Raw genomic sequence first — 19,763 nt, 5'->3', positions numbered from 1 at the left:
GGCAATCACGTAAAAGCGCGAAGACTTTGAAGTCCACACACGCGTCAAGAAAATCGCAGACCCGAAGCCTTCATTTTGCGCACAATCCTGATTTTCACCAAGCAAACCTCAGATAGCTTAGCCTTTTTCATGGAAATACGCATAGATCGTGTCGGCCAAAGCATCAGAAACACCTTCGACCGCCTTTAGATCGTGCAGATTTGCCCGGCTAACGGCCTTGGCTGAACCAAAATGCGCCAGCAACGCCCGCTTGCGCGCAGCACCAACCCCCTGCACATCATCCAAAGGCGTCGCACCAACAGCCTTTGCCCGCTTTGCCCTGTGCGTCCCGATAGCAAAACGGTGCGCCTCGTCCCGCATCCGCTGCACAAAGTACAAGACCGGATCGTTGTGCCGCAGCGCCATGACAGGTTTGCCAGTGCGGTGGAACTCTTCCTTGCCCGCATCGCGGTCGACGCCTTTGGCGACACCGACCATCGGAATATCCTCCACCCCGAATTCGCGCATGATTTCACGCACAGCACTCACCTGCCCTGCACCGCCGTCGATCAACAGCAGATCCGGCCAGTGGCCCTCGCGCCGCTCGGGGTCTTCCTTGATCAGCCGTTTGAACCGGCGCGTCAGGACCTCTTTCATCATGCCAAAGTCGTCGCCGGGGGTTAGATCATCACCGCGAATGTTGAACTTGCGGTATTGATTCTTCATCATCCCTTCCTGCCCGGCAACCACCATCGCCCCTACGGCAAAAGCGCCCTGAATGTGGGAGTTGTCATAAACCTCAATCCGTTCAGGCGGCTTGGGCAGCTCAAACGCGTCCGCCAGCCCTTTAAGAAGTTTGGTCTGGGTGGCACTTTCTGCCATCTTGCGGGCAAGACTTTCACGGGCATTACGCAAGGCGCCGTCAACCAGCTCTGCTTTCTCACCTTTTTGCGGCACCAACAGCTCGACCTTACGGTTGATCTTGGTTGCAAGCGCCTCAGCCATCAGTTCAGGGTTCTCTATTTCATGGCTCAGGATCAGTTGGCGCGGCGGGTCGCGTTGGTCATAGAACTGGCCGATGAATGCCTCCAGCACCTCGGCCGCTTCCACATCATCCCCGACACGGGGATAATAGTCGTGGTTGCCCCAATTCTGGCCGGAACGGATGAAAAACACCTGAACACACGCTTGTCCGTCGGACATGTGCAATCCGATGATATCCGCCTCTGACACGCCTTTGGGATTGATGCCTTGCGTGGTTTGCACCTGCGTCAGTGCCTTGATCCGGTCGCGCAATGCGGCTGCGCGCTCAAACTCCATCGCATCGGAGGCTTCGGTCATCTCGGCTGCCAGTCTTGTCTGAATTCCCGTACTTCTTCCCGAAAGGAATTTCTGCGCGTCCTCAACTGTCTGGCGATAGGCTTCGGCACTGATCTTACCCACACACGGGGCGGAACACCGCTTGATCTGGTGTTGCAGGCAAGGGCGCGTGCGGCTCTCGAATTGAGAATTGGAGCAGTCACGCAGCAAGAAGACCCGCTGCAACTGGTTCAACGTGCGGTTCACCGCACCGGCGCTGGCGAAGGGGCCATGGTAGGCTCCCTTCTCTTTCTTGGCACCACGATGTTTTTTGATCTGCGGGTAGTCGTGATCGCTGGTGACCAGAATATTGGGGAAGCTTTTGTCATCACGTAGCAGCACGTTGAATTTGGGCTTGAGTTGCTTGATCAGGTTCTGTTCCAGCAGCAACGCCTCGGTCTCAGTACGTGTGGTCAGGAACATCATCGAGGCGGTGTTGGAGATCATCCTTGCGATGCGCGGGCTGTGTCCACTGGTCCGCGCATAGTTACTAACCCTTGCTCGCAAATTGCGCGCCTTGCCCACATAAAGCACACGGCTTTCGCTATCGAGCATGCGGTACACCCCTGGAGAACCATCCAGCGTTTTGAGATATCCTTGGATTACCTCATAGCCGGTGGCCGGGGTTTGCTCCGCTTCAGTCATGTGCTTTTGATTCTCCTTTTCTGCTCACGTTTTAGCAGTTGCATCAACCGTAAACATGTCCCCGTTTCCTGTGGATAACTCTATTGATAACTTTTGGAGTTTTGGAATTTTTCGTTATATTCTAAACGCTTCGTTACTTTGTCTAATTTTTAGGCACTTACTCAAGTCACTGTTTTAACAACATATTTTTATTTCAGAAATGTAAAATGGATTTTTCAGGCCCAAAAATGTAACAAATCGCCTTGTTTACGTCCCTACGTGCAAAACTTTGCAAGAATGCAATTCTATTCGAACCCCAAAACATCAGGTGTCCGCCATCCAAGGTGCTGCCCTCCGTCCACGCATAGCAGTTGCCCAGTCACGGCTGGGCCATCCAGAAAGTAGCCGAGAGCGGCCGTAATGTCCGACGGGTTAGCACCACGTTCCAGAATAGTGGCAGCACGTTGTGCGTCGAAATGGGTGCGCGACTGGCGGCTGCCCTGAAGAGTCGGCCCAGGTCCGATGGCATTGACGCGAACATGCGGCGCAAGCGCCTGAGCGCTGGTTTGGGTCAATGCCCACAGGCCCATTTTGGCCAATGTATAGGTCATAAACTCAGGCGTCAGTTTGCAGACACGCTGGTCCAGCATATTGATTATCAAGCCAGCGGCGATCGGCTCTTCGGCATCATCTACTTTCGCCTCAAGCCCCTGTGCTCCCATTGCTTGGCTAAGAACAAAGGGTGCGCGCAGGTTTGAATTGATGTGCCTGTCCCAACTTTCGCGCGTGGCCTTTTCCAGCGTGTCATATTCAAAGATCGAAGCGTTGTTGATCAGACACGTGATCGGCCCACCAAGGCCCTTAGCGGCAGCGGGAAGCAACCCTTCCATCGCATCAACGTCCAGCAGATCCGCCTGTAACGCGACAGCGCGCCGGCCCATCGCCTCTATCTCAGCGACAACCTCATTGGCAGCCTCGGCGGAGGTGGCATAATGCACAGCAACGTCAAAGCCCCGTTGCGCCAGATACAGCGCCATAGCACGGCCAAGTCGCTTGCCCGCGCCGGTAACTAATGCTCGTTTCATTTGAAAATCCTCAGCCTACCAAAACTACTAACAGATAGACGGCATATAGTACGCTCAGCACGATTCCCCAGAGGCGGGTGATGTTTTGGCCCAAATAGACGAAGGGGATTAGCAGCAACGAAGCCCCGAGCATGACCCACAGATCAAACCGCAGGAAAGCGGGATCAACTTCGATCGGCCCGACTAGCCCAGCAATGCCGATGATCGCCAGCAGATTGAACATGTTCGACCCGATCACGTTACCAAGCGCCACATCAGCCTGTCGGCGCAGTGCCGCCATGACAGTGGTTGCAAGCTCTGGCAGCGACGTGCCAATGGCAACCAACGTCAGACCGATCACTGTATCGCTAACGCCGAATTCCTTGGCGATGATCGTTGCGTTATCGACCAGCAAAGAGGCGCCTAGCGGCAGACCAATCAGCCCAAGCAGCAGAAACAACCCGATGCGCCACCCCGGCATGTCCGGGTCCGCGCCTTCCAGATCGCCTTCTTCACAGGCCACAGCATCTGCTTTTTTATGCGCGCGCGCATCACGCGCGGCGTCATAGAGCATCGCAAACAACGCAGTTAGCAAAGCAATGGAAGCGATCCAGTCAAAGACACCGCGATAAGCCAGCGCAATAAACAGAGCCGTCGCCGCGATCATGTGGTTGAATGATTTTCGGGTATTATATTCGGACGTGTGTATCGTGGCAAGCAGCGCAGGGATGCCTAATACCAGCAGGATGTTGGCAGTGTTCGACCCGACCACATTGCCCAGCGCAATCCCCGGCACATCATCCAGCACCGCTTTGATCGAGACCAGAAGCTCTGGCGCGGAGGTACCAAAGGCGACGATGGTCAGACTCACGATCAACGCAGGAATACCAATGCGCAAGCTCATGTTCACTGCGCCTTTCACCAGCGCATCCCCCGCCAACAACAGTATCAGTAGCCCTAGCCCCGACAGCAACCACGCAGTCATCATCCCCGTTTCCCTCCACAGGCACAGGGCCCTTTACCGATACGGTAGCGACCGCAGCTCTTACATTTGCGCTGGGTCAACGTCTTGCCACCGATCCAATGCATTTTGCCAAACCAGCCAAGCACACCTATAAACACAAGAAATAAAGCAACAATCTTTAGGATCATATCAGAGCCCGAACCGAGCGAATTGCGCCCGCTCTTCGATACCATTCAAGGCATCACCGACAATACGCGCACCAAAACGGCTCAACAGCCCTTGTTTGGCGCCATAATTACGCAGCTTCACCTTCTTGCCAAAGCGCTCTTTCAGGTGCGGTTTGATGTGGCCGATACCGTCGATCAGGCCGACCTCTATCGCTTTGCGCGCCAGCCAGACTTCTCCGGAGAACAGATCACGGTCTTCCACCAGCTTGCCAGCACGGCGGGCGGTCACATGCTCTTTGAAATTCGCGTGAACGTCCTCAAGCAAATCTTTGAGCCGCGCGACATCTTCAGGCTTTTCGGGGCGAAACGGGTCCAGCATAGATTTGGAGTTGCCTGCGGTATAGACCCGCCGCTCCACCCCGTTTTTTGCCATCAGCTCATGCAGACCAAAACCTGCCGAGATTACACCGATTGAGCCGACGACAGACGACGTATCAGCATAAATCTCATCCGCAGCAACGGCTAACCAGTAGCCACCTGATGCCGCGACATCCTCGACGAAGGCGAGCACAGGAATGTTCTTTTCCTCTGCCAGCCGCCGAATGCGCGCACCTATCAAGGAAGATTGCACAGGGCTGCCACCGGGGGAGTTTATCTCAAGAGCGACCGCAACGGGCTTACCTCTTGAGAACGCCTTTTCGATCACAGGCCCAAGGCTTTGATCGTTAAGCGCCCCACGACCCGAAGTGCCAATCATGCCCGACAAACGGATTACCGCTACTGTCGGATCGCTTTTTATAAAGGGAAGCCATTGTTTCATGGTTCACATGTAGAGCCCTGCACGCCTCGCAACAAGGAGGCTTGCCACGATTATTGCCGGATCCGCCAGCCGGTCTTGAAAATCCACCAGATCACAGAAAGGCAAAGCGCGGTAAACCCGGCGATGGCAACCAGGCTCAGGCCGATTGACACGTCCGCGGAGCCAAAGAACGACCAGCGAAAGCCGGAGATCAAGTACACCACCGGATTGAAGTGTGAGATAATTTGCCAGACAGGCGGCAGCATAGAGATCGAATAGAACGAGCCGCCCAAAAACACGAGGGGCGTGATGATCAGCAAAGGCACCAATTGCAACTGTTCAAAATTCCCCGCCCAAATACCGATGATGAACCCCATTAGCGAAAAGCTGATACAGGTGAGCACCAGAAAGCCGACCATGGCAAAGGGGTGCTGTATCTCGAAATCCACAAACAAATAGGCTGTGGCGAGAATGATCACCCCGATGAAGAGCGCCTTTGTGGCGGCGGCCCCAACATACCCCATGACGATTTCTAGAAAGTTCACTGGCGCTGACAGAAGCTCGAATATTGTGCCTATGAACTTGGGGAAGTAGATGCCAAAGCTCGCGTTCGAAATGGACTGTGTGATCACGCTCAGCATGATCAGGCCCGGCACGATAAAGGCGGCATAGCTGACCCCCTCAACCTCCTGAATACGGCTGCCGATGGCCGCGCCGAACACTACGAAATACAGCGATGTCGATAAAACAGGAGAGATGAAACTTTGTGTGATGGTACGGAAGAACCGCGTCATTTCAAAGACATATATTGATTTTACAGCCGTCCAATTCATCACGCATCTCCCTCCCTCACGAGGTCCACAAAGATATCTTCAAGGCTTGACTGCCGCGTCACCACATCGCGCAGGACAAGGCCCTCTGCCGCGACTTGGGACAACAGCGTGGTAATGCCTGTCCGCTCGCTTTTGGTGTCGTAGGTGTAGATCAATGCAGTGCCGTCATCTCTGATCCGCAGCGCATCGGACACAAGGCTGTCAGGGATTTGTGTGATCGGTTCGGAAAGCTGGACTTCCAGCTCCTTCCGGCCCATCCGCGCCATCAGCTTGTCTTTATCTTCGATTAACAAAATCTCGCCCTGCGCAATCACACCAATCCGGTCTGCGATGGCTTCCGCTTCTTCGATGTAGTGGGTAGTGAGGATGATGGTCACCCCGTCCCGCTTCAGATCGGCGACGATCTCCCACATGTCGCGGCGCAACTCTACATCCACACCCGCACTCGGTTCATCAAGGAACAGCACGCGCGGCTCATGGCTGAGCGCTTTTGCGATCAGCACGCGGCGCTTCATGCCACCGGACAAAGCGCGGATCTGGCTATCACGTTTGTCCCACAGGGACAGTTGGCGCAGGATCTTTTCGATCAGGGCGGGGTTTGCTGGCTTGCCGAACAATCCGCGTGAGAATTTGACAGTGTTTTGCACACACTCGAACGGCTCAAGATTGATCTCTTGCGGCACAAGGCCGATCATCGCCCGCGCAGCACGGAAATCCGTCACCGTGTCATGCCCGCCAACCTTCACGTTGCCCGAGGTGGCAGTGGTGATCCCGCAGATCGTTGAAATCAGAGTCGTTTTTCCGGCCCCGTTCGGGCCAAGCAACGCAAGAATTTCGCCTTCATTGATCTTCAGATCAACACCCTTGAGTGCTTCAAACCCGTCAGAATAGGCTTTGCACAGGGCTGTGACATCGACGATGGCGGTCATGGCTGTCTCCGGTTTGTGGTTGCGTTACCTAAACCGGATTACAACCCCGCAACAAGAGGAGCGCCGCGTCAGGACTTGGACCGGCCGAACCAGCCCTTCTTGGCAGCAGGCTCCTCGGTGCCATCTGCATTCTCGGGATCAGACGGCCCTTCGAGCGTTGATTGCAGGTTGTTAAAAAACTGATCGGCCATCTTCTTCGCAAAACCGTCGATGATCCGGCTACCCAACTGCGCCAGCTTTCCGCCAACCTTGGCTTCCACATCATAGCTCAGCTCACAACCGCCTTCGGTCTCGACCAGCCGCACATCCGCGCCGCCCTTGGCAAAACCAGCCGCGCCTCCCTTGCCGGCACCCTCTATGCGAAGGGAGGTATCAGGCACCATATCACTGATCGTGACTTCGCCTGTGAAGGTTGCCTTAACCGGACCAACCTTCTGCACCACGGTCGCCACGAAACCCTCTTCGGGAGAGCCTGCCACTTCTGTCGCACCCGGCACGCAGGCCTTGAGCATCTCCGGATCCAGCAAGGCTGCATAAACCTGTGCAGGTGTGGCAGCGATCTGGCGGGTGTCGGACATTTGCATGGGCGTAGTCTCCTGAATTGATCACTCTGTACGGTATGAATTTTTCTGGACAGCTGCAATGATATTGATGAGGGTGCGCACATGACCCAAGCTTCAAACCGTGCTGGTCTCGCAATAGGTTTTGTCCTGTTCGGGGTCTTGTGCATCTCACTCAACGACATGCTGATCAAGCAACTCTCCAGTGGCTATCCGCTGCATCAGATTGTCTTTATCCGCTCGTTTATCGGGCTGCTGGTCAGCTTTGTTTTCCTCCAGTTCGAAGGAGGCTGGGCGGCCCTGCGCACGGATCAACCGTGGCTCCATGCCATGCGCGGTGTGCTGGTCGTGATTGCCAATATGTCGTATTTTCTGGCCCTTGCGGTGCTGCCACTGGCCGATGCGACCGCCCTGTTCTTTGTCGCGCCGCTGTTCATCACACTGCTTTCGATCCCTCTGCTAGGCGAAAAGGTTGGCCCGCTACGGTTGGGCGCTGTTCTGGTCGGATTTATCGGCGTGGTGATCATGCAGCGCCCGTGGGAGGCGTCGGATAGTTTAAGCGTCTCGCGCATTGTGCTGATGCTGCCGGTGCTGGCCGCGCTGACCTATGCGCTGAACCAATTGATGACGCGCAAGCTGGGGGTCAAAGCACCTGCCTCAGCGCTGGCGATCTATATTCAAGGGGTCTTTTTGGTTGTGTCTCTGGGATTTTTCGTCGTCGCTGGCGATGGTCGCTTTGCCGCCAACACCACCAACGCGTCGATACTGTTTTTGCTGCGCGCTTGGGTCTGGCCCGCGCCTGAAGATATCTGGGTGCTGCTAGGGATGGGCGTAAATGGGGCGCTGATCGGCTATTGCCTTAGTCAGGCGTATAGGCTGGCCGATGCGGCGACCGTCGCACCGTTTGAATATATTGGCCTGCCGCTCGCTGTCTTCTGGGGTTTGGTGATTTTCGGAGACTTGCCAAGCTGGGAAGTCTGGACCGGCATCGCGCTTATCCTATCCTCTGGATTGTTCGTGTTCGTCCGAGAACGCACAAAGGCCAAGACGGTTACGAAGCGGCCAGTGGCACGACGCCACTAATCGCTAGGCCTCAAGATCAATCACAACTTTACCGGTCGCCTTACGCGTACGCAGCAGATCAAGACCTTCGTTCGCCTCGCCAAGCGGGAGGATATGACTGACATGCGGCTTGATCTTGCCCGCCAAGTACCAGTCGATGAGCGTCTCGAAGCTGTCGGTCAGCGCCTTCGGGTTTAGTTTTGCGTAGCCGCCGATATAGAGGCCAAGCACGGTCATGTTTTTGACCAGTAGGATATTGGCGGGGATCTGGGGGATTTCGCCACTGGCGAACCCCAGCGGTAACAGTCGCGCACCCGGGTTGCAGGCCCGGAATGCAGCGTCGAACTGTGCGCCCCCGATGGGATCATAAAGCACATCCGCGCCACCCAGCGCTTTGACGGCATCGCGAATGTTACCTGTGTCGGAATCGATCAAATGGTCTGCGCCGAGCTGCCTGCAAATTTCAAGTTTTTCCGCCCCACGCGCGCAGGCAATCACTTCGGCACCCATCAGCTTGCCAAGCTCAACTGCAGTCAGGCCCACGCCCCCCGACGCACCAAGCACCAATAGCCGCTCACCCGGTTTCAGATGCGCCTTATCCTCAAGCGCCAGATGGCTGGTGGCATATGTGATCAGGAAAGCTGCGGCATCGGTGAAAGACATCTCGTCAGGAAGCGCCACACATTTGTCGGCTGCAACGGCTGCGTAGTCTGCCAGACCGTCCCGCCCGCTATACGCTGCGATACGCTGACCTTCGCGCAGATGCGTCACCCCAGCGCCAACTGCATGGACCGTACCGGCCATTTCCATCCCCGGCGTAAAGGGCAGTGACGGCTTTTCCTGGTAGGTGCCTTTGATCGCCAAAGTATCGCCAAAGTTCAGCCCGCAGGTTGCGACCCGAATGACAACCTGCCCGCTAGCAGGCTGAGGGTTCTCCATCTCCCGAAGGGTCAGCGGAGTATCATAGGCAGTCACTTGCATAGCGCGCATTGGGGTAATTCCTTATTTATCAGCGACAGCAAGAGTGTCTTGCCATCGCCGCGATATCAAGGTGTTACCCCACGACGCTTCAAGCTTAGGGCATGATCGCTGTCCGGATCGCAAGCGCAACGATGCCCAACGCCCCCACGCTCAGCAGCCAGATCAGAACGAACCATCCCACCTGTTTGAGCATCAGTGATAGCCCTCTTCCGGATTAACCTTGCCTCGGAAAACCCAGTAGGCATAGGCGGTATAGATCAAGATCATGGGCACCAGCACCACCGTCCCCACCAGAGCAAACCAGAGACTTTCATCGGGGGCAGCGGCCTCAACGATCGTCAATGAGGGCGGCACGATGTGGGGATAAAAGCTAACCCCGATGCCGATGAAACTCAGGACAAATAGCGCCTGCGCACAAAGAAACGGGCCGATCTCTCGTTCGCGACGCAAACCAAAGAACAGTCCGGCAATTGCGGCCAGAACCAGCAGTGGCACAATCGCGCTAAAGGCTGCCGTCGGCCATGCGAACCAGCGACTGAAATAGACCGCGTCCAGAAACGGGGTCCAAAGGCTTACCAAGCCCATGCAGATCACTGTGCCAATCGCCGCAGGCCAGGCCAGACTGCGCATGTGCCGTTGAATACGTCCCTCAAGCTTCAAGTTAAGCCATGTCGCGCCCAGCATCGCATACCCAATGGTGACCGCAACGCCGCAGAGAATCGAAAACGGCGTCAGCCAATCCCACCAACCACCGGCATAGGCACGGTTCTCAACCTCGACCCCCTGCACCAGCGCGCCCAGTGCGATGCCCTGGCACAGCGCGGCAGTCAACGAGCCGCCAAAGAACCCCATATCCCAAAGTGGCTTCCATCGCTCGGTTCGCCAGCGGAATTCAAACGCAACGCCGCGGAAAACAAGGCCCAGCAGCATCAGAATAATCGGCATGTACAGCGCAGGCATCACGATGGAGTAGGCCAACGGGAATACCGCAAAAAGCCCACCCCCACCAAGCACCAGCCAAGTCTCGTTCCCGTCCCAGACAGGCGAGATCGAATTCATCATCACGCTCCGTTCTTCTTCGTTCTTGGTGAGCGGAAAGAGGATGCCGATACCCAGATCGAACCCGTCAAGGATGACATAGACCAGCACAAAAAAGGCGATGATCCCCGCCCAGACAAATGACAGCTCAAGTCCGACCATCTCAATCTCCCTTCTTGCGTGCGTAATACTGAGCGACCTGCGTAACCCCCGCCGTGCGGATAGGTCCCTCTTTGTGCATGGCATTGTCGGCGACTTCTTTGACCGGCTTGTTCATCATGCGCAGCAGGTAATAGGTGCCGGCCCCGAAGACGAAGAAGTAGACAATGATGAACGCTGTAAGCGACGCTGCGACAGCGGGCGCGGCAATGGGTGACAGGCTGTCAGAAGTGCGTATCAGGCCATAAACTGTAAACGGCTGACGCCCGACTTCGGTGGTAATCCAACCTGCCAGCACCGCAACAAAACCTGCTGGCCCCATAGCAAGTGCCGCGCGATGCAGCCAAGGCGCGTCATACAAGCGTCCACGAACCCGTTGGGTAAGCGCCCAGATACCCAGCCCCAACATCGCAAATCCCAGTGCGATCATCACGCGGAACGAGCAGAATATGATGGCGACCGGAGGCTCGTCCTCATCCGGGATCGTGTCCAGTCCGGCCAGCGGGGCGTTCAGATCATGCTTTAGGATAAGTGAGCTCAGCTTGGGGATTTCGATCGCATAGTCGATCCGTTTTTCTTCAGGATTGGGGATTCCGAAAAGGATGAGAGGCGCGCCATTAGGGTGACTGTCATAATGACCTTCCATCGCCATCACCTTGGCGGGCTGATGCTCTAACGTGTTCAGCCCGTGCGAATCCCCTGCAAGAATTTGAAGCGGCGTCACAACAATCAACATCCACATAGCCATCGAGAACATCTTTCGGCTGGCTATATCGTAACGGTCAAGCAACAGATGCAGCGCACCCACGGCTCCGACCACCAGCGCGGTGGTCAGGTAGGCTGCCAGCACCATATGCACCAGACGGTACGGGAAGGAGGGGTTGAACACGATCGCCCACCAGTCCTCGGGCACGAACTGTCCGACTTCATTTATGGCGTACCCGACAGGCGTTTGCATCCAGCTGTTCACCGAAAGAATCCATGTCGCAGACAGAAGCGTCCCGAAGGCGACAACGCCAGTGGCGAACATGTGTAATTTATCACCCACACGCTCGCGCCCGAACAACATGATCCCGAGGAAACCTGCCTCAAGAAAGAAGGCAGAAAGCACTTCATAGGCCATCAACGGACCGATCACGGGTCCCGCCTTGTCCGAGAAGACGGACCAGTTTGTGCCAAATTGATAAGACATGACGATACCCGAAACGACCCCCATCGCGAAGGCAACGGCGAAGATATTTTTCCAGTATTCGAACAGAACCTTATATGTCTCGTTGCGCGTGCGCAGCCAGAGCGCGTTCAGAACCGCCAGATAGCTCGCCAATCCGATGGAAAATGCGGGAAAGATGATGTGAAAAGATATCGTAAAGGCGAACTGGAACCGCGCCAGCACTTCCGCTGTGAACCCATCAAACATGGCATTAGTCCTTCCGCTTTTGAACTCTGTGGTGATACGTCGCCAACGTAAGGCTAGGGGGCAAGTTGCCGCAACTGCGCATCCGGTTCCTGCAACGAAGGCACACTACGGGGCGGCAGGAAACCAGATTACCACCCGTAAACCCGGTTGCGCGCCCTCAAACGACAGTTCCGCGCCGTGCAAACGGGCGACTCCCTCAACAAGGCTCAGGCCCAATCCGTTCCCGGGGGTGTGCCTGCTGCGATCCAGCCGATAAAGGCGCTGCGTCACCCTGCCACGCTCTTCCGCAGGAATCCCGGGGCCATTGTCCGTTACAGACAAGACCGGCCTGCCTTGTTCCTGCCAAAGTGCTACGCATATTTCTGCGCCCTCCGAAGTATGACGAAGAGCGTTTTCCAGCAGGTTTGCAATCATCTGGCCCAGCAGATTCTTCTCTCCGTTCACCTTAAGGCTGTCCGGCCCCTCAAAGAGCAATCGCTGATCCCGCGCCGCCGCTGTCGGTTCATAAACTTCAACCATCGTGCCACACAGCTTTGCCAAATCAACCGGAGCGAACTGCGCCTTCAGTGCGCCATTCTCGACCTGCGCCAATTGCAGCAGGGCATGAAACACCGCCGAGATACCCTCGACTTCTTCACGGGTCAGCGCGACCAAATCCGCAGCCTCTCCGTCATCCACAACCTGTGCTAACGCTTCAAGGCGCAGTGACACGCGCTGCACCGGTGTTTTCAGATCGTGGGCGATATCGGAGGACACCTGCCGCAGTGCCATAACAGATCGTTCCTGCGCCTCGGCCATACTGTTCACCGATCTACCAATTCCCAGCAAATCATCCGACCAGCGCGGCGTGGTTTGTACACGGGCGCCCAGATCGCCACCCGACAGCTTTTCAAGTGCGTTCCGCACCACCTCCACATGCCTTTCAGAGCGGCGCGCAAGGATCAGCCCGCCGGAGAGCGCAATCAGGACCGTCGGCAGTAGGCTGATCCAAAGGATATTAAAGAACACAGGCCGCAGCGCTTCGATCTCGGCGCGGCTGCGGGCGATCGTCAGTCGGCCGCCATGCAAACGTGCGCTTAGCGCAAGGTATTCGCCGTCCAGCGTCGCGCGGCCTTCTTCCAGCGAAATGATGTGAAACCCCTCGTCATCCCGAGCCACCGCACCGTTGCCGTAGATGCGCCCAGCTCGCGTGACATAGCTAAGAACCAAGCGGCCAGGATCGGTACCCTCCGATTCCGCCTGCACCAGCAGTGCAACGGCCCCGGCTGTGGGTGCCGCCCGAAATCCTGCCAAATCTTGTGCCAGATCGTCACGAATGGCCTGCTCAAACGCTGCGCGGGTAACCGCATAGCTCGTCGCGAGACTGAGCAGGCTCACGGTGCCGAACAGCACCACAAGAACCAGCGCTAACCGTAGCGGCATTGAGCGCCACAGGCGCCTCACCCGTCGATCCTGTAGCCCGCTCCGCGCACGGTCTTGATCAGCTCGGTTTCAAAAGGTTTGTCCACCTTCGCGCGCAATCGGCTGACATGGGTCTCGACCACATTGGTCATTGGATCAAACGACAGATCCCAGACACCTTCGAGCAGCATGGTGCGCGTCTGCACGCGTCCTTTTCGACGCAACAAGAACTCCAACAGCGCAAATTCACGGGGCAACAGATCAATCTCCCGCCCCTCGCGCGTCACCTTTCGGGTCAACAAATCCAGTGTCAAATCACCGGCCTGCAGCGTTGTCTCCTGCTCGACCGCCTGCGGTCTGCGGCCAAGGGCAGCAACACGCGCGGACAGCTCCCCGAAGGCGAAAGGTTTAACCAGATAGTCGTCTGCGCCTGCGTTCAGTCCGCCAATGCGATCTTCGACCGAACCCATCGCAGTCAGAAATAGAACGGGTGTTGAATTACCTGCGCCGCGGAGTGTCTTGACCAGAGTCAGGCCGTCCACCTGTGGCAGCATCCTGTCCACGATCAGCACGTCATGCCCTCCGCCCGTTGCTGCCACCAGCCCCTCGCGACCATCAGCCACAAGATCTACTACATGCCCTTCCTCGCGCAGGCCGCGCGCGATGTAGGTGCCGGTGGTGGCGTCATCTTCGATCACGAGTATTTTCATAAGGCCCCATATAATCCCTGAAAGCGAAGACTGCATCCCTTGGCTTGTTACAGTTTTGTATAGCGCAGACAGGCTTTCCCGCAACCTCGCGCACCCATCTTGGCTTCAACCGAAACCAGATGCATGAGGACCAATAATGACATCTTTTCTTACCAAATCCGCCCCTATCGCCCTTACTGCGGCATTGGCGATTTCGCCGATGCTTGCTCCAACCGTCGCATTTGCCGTCCCTGCGGGCGGTTACGCTGATCTTGTAGAAACGGTAGCCCCTGCTGTTGTTTTCATCGAAGTGACTAGCGCAGTCCAAGCCATCAGCGACCTGCCTGACAATATGCCCGAGGCCCTGCGTCGCCAGTTCAAGCAAAACACCCCCCAAGAGGCGCCTCATGCCGGTCTTGGTTCAGGTTTCATCATTTCGTCTGACGGCCGGATCGTTACAAACCATCACGTGGTTTTCGGCGCGCAAAACGTTGAGGTCACCCTTGCCGATGGCACAAAATACGACGCCGATTTAATCGGCAGCGATGCTGCTACTGATATTGCCTTGCTGTCAATCAAAGCAGACGTCGATCTGCCGTTTGTCTCCTTCGGCACGTCCGAGCAGATGCGGGTGGGCGATGAGGTTGTTGCTGTGGGAAACCCCTTCGGCCTCAGCTCAACCGTGACCAGTGGGATCATTTCCGCCAAGGCCCGCGATATCAACGCTGGACCCTATGACGAGTTCATCCAAACCGACGCTGCAATTAACCGTGGCAACTCGGGCGGCCCGCTGTTCAATAACGCGGGGGACGTGATTGGCGTGAACACGGCCATTATCTCGCCCGGAGGTGGCTCTGTCGGGATCGGCTTTGCGGTGCCATCAGACGTGGTGCGCGAAGTCGTCGCTGACCTCAGCGATGACGGTACGGTGACCCGTGGCTGGCTGGGCGTCAGCATCCGCCCGATGAGCGATGAAGTGGCCGAGGTACTAGGCTTTGACAGCTCGAAAGGAGCAGTGGTCGAAGCGGTTTCAAAGGACAGCCCCGCCGACACAGCGGGACTAGAGAAAGGCGACATCATTCTGGACTTTGATGGCACCCAGATTGAAGCCCTGCGTGATCTGACCCGCGCCGTGGCTGCCAAAGAGCCTGAAGATAAGGCAAAGGTGACCATCCTGCGCCGCGGAAAGGAGATGTTCCTTGATGTGACAATCGGCACCCTCGCTCCGCAGAAAACCTAAGCCCCCCCTTCCGGCACGCCCATCCCCAAGATGCGTGCCGGACCGGCCTTTTGCACCCACTCCAAAAGGCTGCGCGCCCTGATGTTACCCAGACATCAGGGCTTTTTTTCGTTGCCGCGTGGCGGCGCGTGAATGTCGCACCTCAATCCACTGGCCCTGCCATCTGCACTGATGTATCCAGCGTGCAATGAAGCAGTTCGCCCATATCCTTTCCAGACTCAGCCTGTTGGCGCTCATGGTGCTTGCCTTGGTTGCGCTGCCTTTTGTGCACCGTGCAGGGGCCGCTCCGGTTACGCCAGAGATGAGCCGTTTCATCGCAATGGGCGGCAACCTGTCCGACATCTGCGGAGAGAGTGGCGGCCACAGCGCAGGCGGTTGTGAAAGCTGTACGGTTGTCGGGTCGGCTTTGCTCAGCACTCTGATGTTGCCCCAGCGCCCTGCCTTTAACCTGACCATGCTGAGCGTAAATCCGGTCCGCGCGCAAACTGCCCTTCCAGCAACGCCCCACACAAACCCTCCTGTACGTGCGCCCCCGCACTTTTGACGTTCAAGCTTTAATCTCAAACGTCACTTTGCGCAGAACAACCGCGTCACATCACAGGATCGAATCATGAAACTTATGAAATATACCGCCCTCGCCTTGTTTCTAACTGCTGGCTCCAGCTGGGCCGCAGATTACACTCTTGGCCAGATCACAGTCACCCAGCCGACCACTTTCGAGACAGCGAAGAACACGAAAGTCGGCGGCGGCTACATGGCCATCACCAACGAATCCAAGACCGACGACCGTTTACTTGAAGTACGTGTCGAAGGAATACCACGTATCGAACTGCACCTCTCGGCCACAGATGCTAACGGCGTAGCGACCATGACAAAGCAAGACGGTATTGAAATTTCCTCCGGTGAAACGGTCACGCTTATGCCCGGTGGGCTGCATGTGATGTTCATGGGACTGGGTGATAGCCCATTCAAACTGGGCGACCAGATCGACGCAACGCTGGTCTTCGAAAAGGCAGGCGAGATGGACGTGACATTTGACGTCCGCGCCCGCACGGCAGGCGATCATAGCGGCATGAAGAAGTAAGATTAACGCCAGGCCAAACATCAGAAGACAGGCCGTGATATCATGCGGCCTATCTAAAGCTTGACCAGCTTTTCCAGACAACGGTTCAACACTTCGCGCTCTTGTTCCGTAAAATTCTCGGCTAGGGCAGCGTCATAGGATTTTGCGGTTTGGTAGAGGTCGGCATAGACAACCCGACCTTGCCTTGTAAGCGACAGCGTCTCAAGTCGGCGATCCTGCTGCTGCGGTGTCCCTGATAAATAACGCTTTTGTTCCAGCGCATTCACCGCCCTGCTCACCTTGGTTTTGTGCAGGCTGGCACGCCCACAAATCGCCTTTGCAGTCATTTCACCATAGCGCCCCAAGTGGAATAACACGCGCCATTCAGTGCGCAACATGCCGTAGCGCTGACGGTAAAACTTCTGGAAGCCCACGCTAGTCGCCTCGGCCGCCTGATTAAGCGCATAGGGCAGGAACCGGTCCAGATCGAATTCATCTTCTGTCATTCTCAGAACTTACCTGTTGTTAGTTACAAATCAAACTAATATTCCGATCTCAACATTCTAAAAGGGAAAGACCATGACCAAAGAGCTTTCGCCGCACGGATTGCAGACTGCCGCTTCGCCCGTCGGTACAACTGAAGGGTATATGCCGGGATTTGGTAACGACTTTGAAACCGAGGCATTGCCAAGGGCGTTGCCCCAAGGCATGAACTCGCCTCAAAAGGTGAACTACGGCCTCTACGGTGAACAATTGAGTGGGACGGCCTTTACCGCGCCTAGTCACCAGAATGAACGGACGTGGTGCTACAGGATACGTCCATCCGTGAAGCACACGCACCGGTTTGAGAAGATCGACCTGCCCTATTGGAAATCCGCGCCCCATATCGACCCAGATGTGACATCGTTGGGCCAATATCGCTGGGATCCGGTGCCGCACTCTGACATGCCGCTGACGTGGCTGACCGGGATGCGTACCATGACGACCGCAGGTGATGTGAACACACAGGTCGGCATGGCAAGCCACATCTATCTGGTCACGGAATCGATGAAAGACGCCTATTTCTATTCCGCCGATTCAGAGTTGCTTGTCGTGCCGCAAGAAGGCCGCCTGCGCTTTGCAACTGAACTGGGCGTGATCGACATCGAGCCACAAGAGATCGCGATCATTCCGCGCGGGCTCGTGTACCGCGTCGAAGTGCTTGAGGGTCCGGCGCGCGGCTTTGTTTGTGAAAACTACGGCCAGAAATTCCACCTTCCGGGTCGTGGCCCCATCGGCGCCAACTGCATGGCAAACCCGCGTGATTTCAAAACACCGGTTGCCGCGTTTGAAGACCGTGATGCCCCCTCAACTGTGACGGTGAAATGGACCGGCCAATTCCACGAGACCAAGATCGGCCACAGCCCGCTGGACGTGGTTGCGTGGCATGGCAATTACGCGCCCTGTAAATACGATCTGCGCACCTATTGCCCCGTCGGCGCAATCCTGTTCGATCACCCCGATCCGTCGATCTTCACGGTTCTGACCGCTGATTCCGGTGTCGAAGGCACTGCAAACATCGACTTCGTTCTGTTCCGTGACCGTTGGATGGTGGCCGAGGATACCTTCCGCCCGCCATGGTACCACAAGAACGTCATGTCAGAACTGATGGGCAATATCTTTGGCATCTATGACGCCAAGCCGAAGGGATTTATCCCCGGCGGCATGAGCCTGCACAATATGATGCTGCCCCACGGCCCTGACAAAAACGCCTTTGAGGGCGCCTCCAACGCGGATTTGAAAGCGGAGAAGCTGGAAAACACCATGTCGTTCATGTTCGAGACGCGCTTCCCCCAGCACCTCACTGCATTTGCAGCAAATGAGGCCCCATTGCAGGATGACTACATCGACTGCTGGGCCGATCTGGAGAAGAAATTCGACGGCACGCCGGGCAAGAAATAATGGCGACAGTTTTCCTCATTCTGGGGTTTGTCATTGCTTGCGGCTTGGGCATCACGTGGGACTATTACAAACCTGCGCGCTTTCGCACCAGCTACCGCAATGTAGACGAGCGTCGGAGCGACGGGGGCGGATATATTTCAGACAACGACTGCGGCGGCGATGGCGGCGGCGGCGGTGATTGAACAAAGGCGCGGGTTCTCCGCACTAAGACTTAAGGATCAACAATGACACTAATGAAATCATGGGTAGAGAGCGCAAACAGCGCTGATACACCCTTCCCGCTCAACAACCTGCCATATGGTGTGTTCACCACCAACAGCCTTGAGCCGCGCTGCGGTGTGGCAATTGGGGATATGATCCTTGATATGTTCGCAGCCGAAGAAGCAGGTCTGATCGAGTTAGCCGAAGATCCGGTCTTTGACGTGCCTTACTGGAACGACGTGATGGAGCTGGGCCCCGAGGCATGGGACGTCCTGCGCGCACGCCTCCAAGAGCTGCTCATAGAAGGCGCTTCCGAGCAGGCCAGCGTTGCCCCGCTTTTGATCCCTATGACGGATGCGCGCATGGAAATGCCCTTGGTCGTGGCGGAGTTCACCGACTTCTATGCAGGCAAGCATCACGCCACCAACGTGGGCACCATGTTCCGCAGCGCTGAAAACGCGCTGCCGCCCAACTGGCTGCACATCCCCATCGGCTATAACGGGCGCGCCTCTTCGGTTGTCGTTTCAGGCACCGATATCATCCGCCCCAATGGCCAGACCAAAGCGCCGGATGCCGACATGCCGTCCTTCGGCCCTAGCAAACGCCTCGATATCGAGCTCGAAATGGGGGCGATTGTCGGCACTGCCTCGGAGTTGGGCCACCCTATAACAGTGACGCAAGCCGACGAGATGATCTTTGGCTATGTGCTGCTGAACGACTGGTCCGCGCGCGATATCCAGCCGTGGGAGAATCAACCGCTGGGACCGTTTCAGGGCAAGGTCTTTGCCACATCGATCAGCCCGTGGATTGTCACGCGCGCCGCATTGGAGCCGTTCCGCACCTTGACGCCCCCGCGCGAAAAAGAGCTTCTGCCCTATCTGCATGAGCCAAATCCGATGCTCTACAATATTGATTTATCAGTCACACTTCAGCCCGAAGGTGGCACGGCGACAACCATCTGCGAGACAAACTATAACGAGATGTATTACTCTGCCCCGCAACAACTCACGCATCATGCAAGCTCCGGCTGCCCTATGACGCCGGGGGATTTGCTGGGCTCCGGCACCATTTCAGGCCCCGAGAAACACCAGCGCGGCAGCCTGCTCGAGATGTCATGGGGCGGCAAGGAACCCTTTGAGATCGGTGGCGGGCAAACCCGCAGCTTTATCGAGGATGGCGACACCCTCACGCTGCACGGTGCAGCCAAGGGCGACGGATACCTCATCGGCTTTGGCACCTGCGTCGGCACCATCAAACCCGCTGTGAAATTTCCATAAAACTCCCGTAAGGATA

General features: G+C 56.5%; 21 protein-coding genes. 7 read left to right on the top strand and 14 right to left on the bottom strand.

Annotated features, from left to right (window positions below):
- Positions 1-117: 117 nt before the first annotated feature.
- The 7 genes from uvrC to V7730_RS08965 all read right to left on the bottom strand — a co-directional run bounded on the left by uvrC (position 118) and on the right by V7730_RS08965 (position 7,302).
- Positions 118-1,983: an excinuclease ABC subunit UvrC gene (gene uvrC, locus V7730_RS08995; protein ID WP_335747260.1), complete on the bottom strand. Its 1,866-nt coding sequence runs from the start codon at positions 1,981-1,983 to the stop codon at positions 118-120.
- Between the two features lie 284 nt (positions 1,984-2,267).
- Positions 2,268-3,047: an SDR family oxidoreductase gene (locus V7730_RS08990; protein ID WP_335747259.1), complete on the bottom strand. Its 780-nt coding sequence runs from the start codon at positions 3,045-3,047 to the stop codon at positions 2,268-2,270.
- A gap of 10 nt (positions 3,048-3,057) precedes the next feature.
- Entirely contained in the window at positions 3,058-4,011 is a 954-nt protein-coding gene (locus tag V7730_RS08985; RefSeq protein WP_335747276.1) for a calcium/sodium antiporter, read from the bottom strand.
- 168 nt (positions 4,012-4,179) lie between these two features.
- The gene (locus tag V7730_RS08980) at positions 4,180-4,977 is read right to left on the bottom strand and encodes a S49 family peptidase (protein WP_335747258.1); all 798 of its coding nucleotides are present in this window, start codon (positions 4,975-4,977) and stop codon (positions 4,180-4,182) included.
- A gap of 50 nt (positions 4,978-5,027) precedes the next feature.
- Complete coding sequence (locus V7730_RS08975; protein ID WP_335747257.1) at positions 5,028-5,789, bottom strand: ABC transporter permease; 762 nt, start codon at positions 5,787-5,789, stop codon at positions 5,028-5,030.
- Positions 5,789-6,718 (bottom strand): ABC transporter ATP-binding protein, encoded by a 930-nt coding sequence (locus tag V7730_RS08970; protein ID WP_335747256.1) that lies wholly within the window; start codon positions 6,716-6,718, stop codon positions 5,789-5,791. The genes V7730_RS08975 and V7730_RS08970 overlap by 1 nt, the downstream gene beginning before the upstream one ends.
- Positions 6,719-6,786: 68 nt before the next feature.
- Positions 6,787-7,302, bottom strand: coding sequence for a CoxG family protein (locus V7730_RS08965; protein ID WP_335747255.1), 516 nt, complete (start codon positions 7,300-7,302; stop codon positions 6,787-6,789).
- Between the two features lie 81 nt (positions 7,303-7,383).
- Between V7730_RS08965 and V7730_RS08960 the strand changes: the two genes are divergently transcribed.
- Entirely contained in the window at positions 7,384-8,361 is a 978-nt protein-coding gene (locus tag V7730_RS08960) for a DMT family transporter (RefSeq protein ID WP_335747254.1), read from the top strand.
- A gap of 3 nt (positions 8,362-8,364) precedes the next feature.
- On the opposite strand, the gene V7730_RS08955 is transcribed toward V7730_RS08960, so the two are convergent.
- The 6 genes from V7730_RS08955 to V7730_RS08930 all read right to left on the bottom strand — a co-directional run bounded on the left by V7730_RS08955 (position 8,365) and on the right by V7730_RS08930 (position 14,046).
- Positions 8,365-9,330 (bottom strand): NADPH:quinone oxidoreductase family protein, encoded by a 966-nt coding sequence (locus V7730_RS08955; RefSeq protein ID WP_335747253.1) that lies wholly within the window; start codon positions 9,328-9,330, stop codon positions 8,365-8,367.
- A gap of 85 nt (positions 9,331-9,415) precedes the next feature.
- Positions 9,416-9,514, bottom strand: a complete 99-nt coding sequence (locus V7730_RS08950) for a DUF2474 family protein (protein ID WP_335747252.1) — start codon at positions 9,512-9,514, stop codon at positions 9,416-9,418.
- Positions 9,514-10,521 (bottom strand): cytochrome d ubiquinol oxidase subunit II, encoded by a 1,008-nt coding sequence (cydB, locus tag V7730_RS08945; RefSeq protein WP_335747251.1) that lies wholly within the window; start codon positions 10,519-10,521, stop codon positions 9,514-9,516. Before cydB ends, V7730_RS08950 begins: the two co-directional genes overlap by 1 nt.
- A 1-nt stretch (position 10,522) precedes the next feature.
- Positions 10,523-11,935 (bottom strand): cytochrome ubiquinol oxidase subunit I, encoded by a 1,413-nt coding sequence (locus V7730_RS08940; protein ID WP_335747250.1) that lies wholly within the window; start codon positions 11,933-11,935, stop codon positions 10,523-10,525.
- A gap of 105 nt (positions 11,936-12,040) precedes the next feature.
- Entirely contained in the window at positions 12,041-13,378 is a 1,338-nt protein-coding gene (locus tag V7730_RS08935; RefSeq protein WP_335747249.1) for a sensor histidine kinase, read from the bottom strand.
- Positions 13,375-14,046, bottom strand: a complete 672-nt coding sequence (locus V7730_RS08930) for a response regulator transcription factor (RefSeq protein WP_335747248.1) — start codon at positions 14,044-14,046, stop codon at positions 13,375-13,377. Before V7730_RS08930 ends, V7730_RS08935 begins: the two co-directional genes overlap by 4 nt.
- Before the next feature lie 136 nt (positions 14,047-14,182).
- On the opposite strand from V7730_RS08930, the gene V7730_RS08925 reads away from it, so the two are divergent.
- From V7730_RS08925 to V7730_RS08915, 3 genes are all read left to right on the top strand, one after another.
- Positions 14,183-15,265 (top strand): Do family serine endopeptidase, encoded by a 1,083-nt coding sequence (locus tag V7730_RS08925; RefSeq protein WP_335747247.1) that lies wholly within the window; start codon positions 14,183-14,185, stop codon positions 15,263-15,265.
- Between the two features lie 187 nt (positions 15,266-15,452).
- On the top strand, positions 15,453-15,809 hold the full coding sequence (locus V7730_RS08920) for a hypothetical protein (RefSeq protein WP_335747246.1): 357 nt from the start codon (positions 15,453-15,455) through the stop codon (positions 15,807-15,809).
- Between the two features lie 66 nt (positions 15,810-15,875).
- A complete protein-coding gene (locus V7730_RS08915) occupies positions 15,876-16,349 on the top strand; it encodes a copper chaperone PCu(A)C (RefSeq protein ID WP_335747245.1) in 474 nt (157 codons plus the stop codon).
- A gap of 53 nt (positions 16,350-16,402) precedes the next feature.
- Here the strand turns inward: V7730_RS08915 and V7730_RS08910 are convergent, their stop codons facing one another.
- Complete coding sequence (locus V7730_RS08910) at positions 16,403-16,834, bottom strand: MarR family winged helix-turn-helix transcriptional regulator (RefSeq protein WP_335747244.1); 432 nt, start codon at positions 16,832-16,834, stop codon at positions 16,403-16,405.
- Positions 16,835-16,907: 73 nt separating this feature from the next.
- Here V7730_RS08910 and hmgA point away from each other — a divergent pair, with 73 nt between their 5' ends.
- Genes hmgA through fahA form a run of 3 tightly spaced genes read left to right on the top strand, consistent with a single transcriptional unit; the run spans position 16,908 to position 19,747 of the window.
- The gene (gene hmgA, locus V7730_RS08905; protein WP_335747243.1) at positions 16,908-18,269 is read left to right on the top strand and encodes a homogentisate 1,2-dioxygenase; all 1,362 of its coding nucleotides are present in this window, start codon (positions 16,908-16,910) and stop codon (positions 18,267-18,269) included.
- Positions 18,269-18,451, top strand: a complete 183-nt coding sequence (locus tag V7730_RS08900) for a hypothetical protein (protein WP_335747242.1) — start codon at positions 18,269-18,271, stop codon at positions 18,449-18,451. Before hmgA ends, V7730_RS08900 begins: the two co-directional genes overlap by 1 nt.
- 42 nt (positions 18,452-18,493) lie before the next feature.
- Positions 18,494-19,747 carry a fumarylacetoacetase gene (gene fahA, locus V7730_RS08895; RefSeq protein WP_335747241.1) on the top strand — a complete coding sequence of 418 codons (1,254 nt, stop codon included), beginning with the start codon at positions 18,494-18,496 and terminating at the stop codon, positions 19,745-19,747.
- Positions 19,748-19,763: the final 16 nt, after the last annotated feature.

The sequence above is a fragment of the Sulfitobacter sp. genome (genome assembly GCF_036961165.1).
Classification (GTDB): Bacteria; Pseudomonadota; Alphaproteobacteria; order Rhodobacterales; family Rhodobacteraceae; genus Sulfitobacter.
The sequence above is the reverse complement of the archived record's forward strand: the minus strand, read 5'-3'. Positions and strand labels throughout refer to the sequence as shown.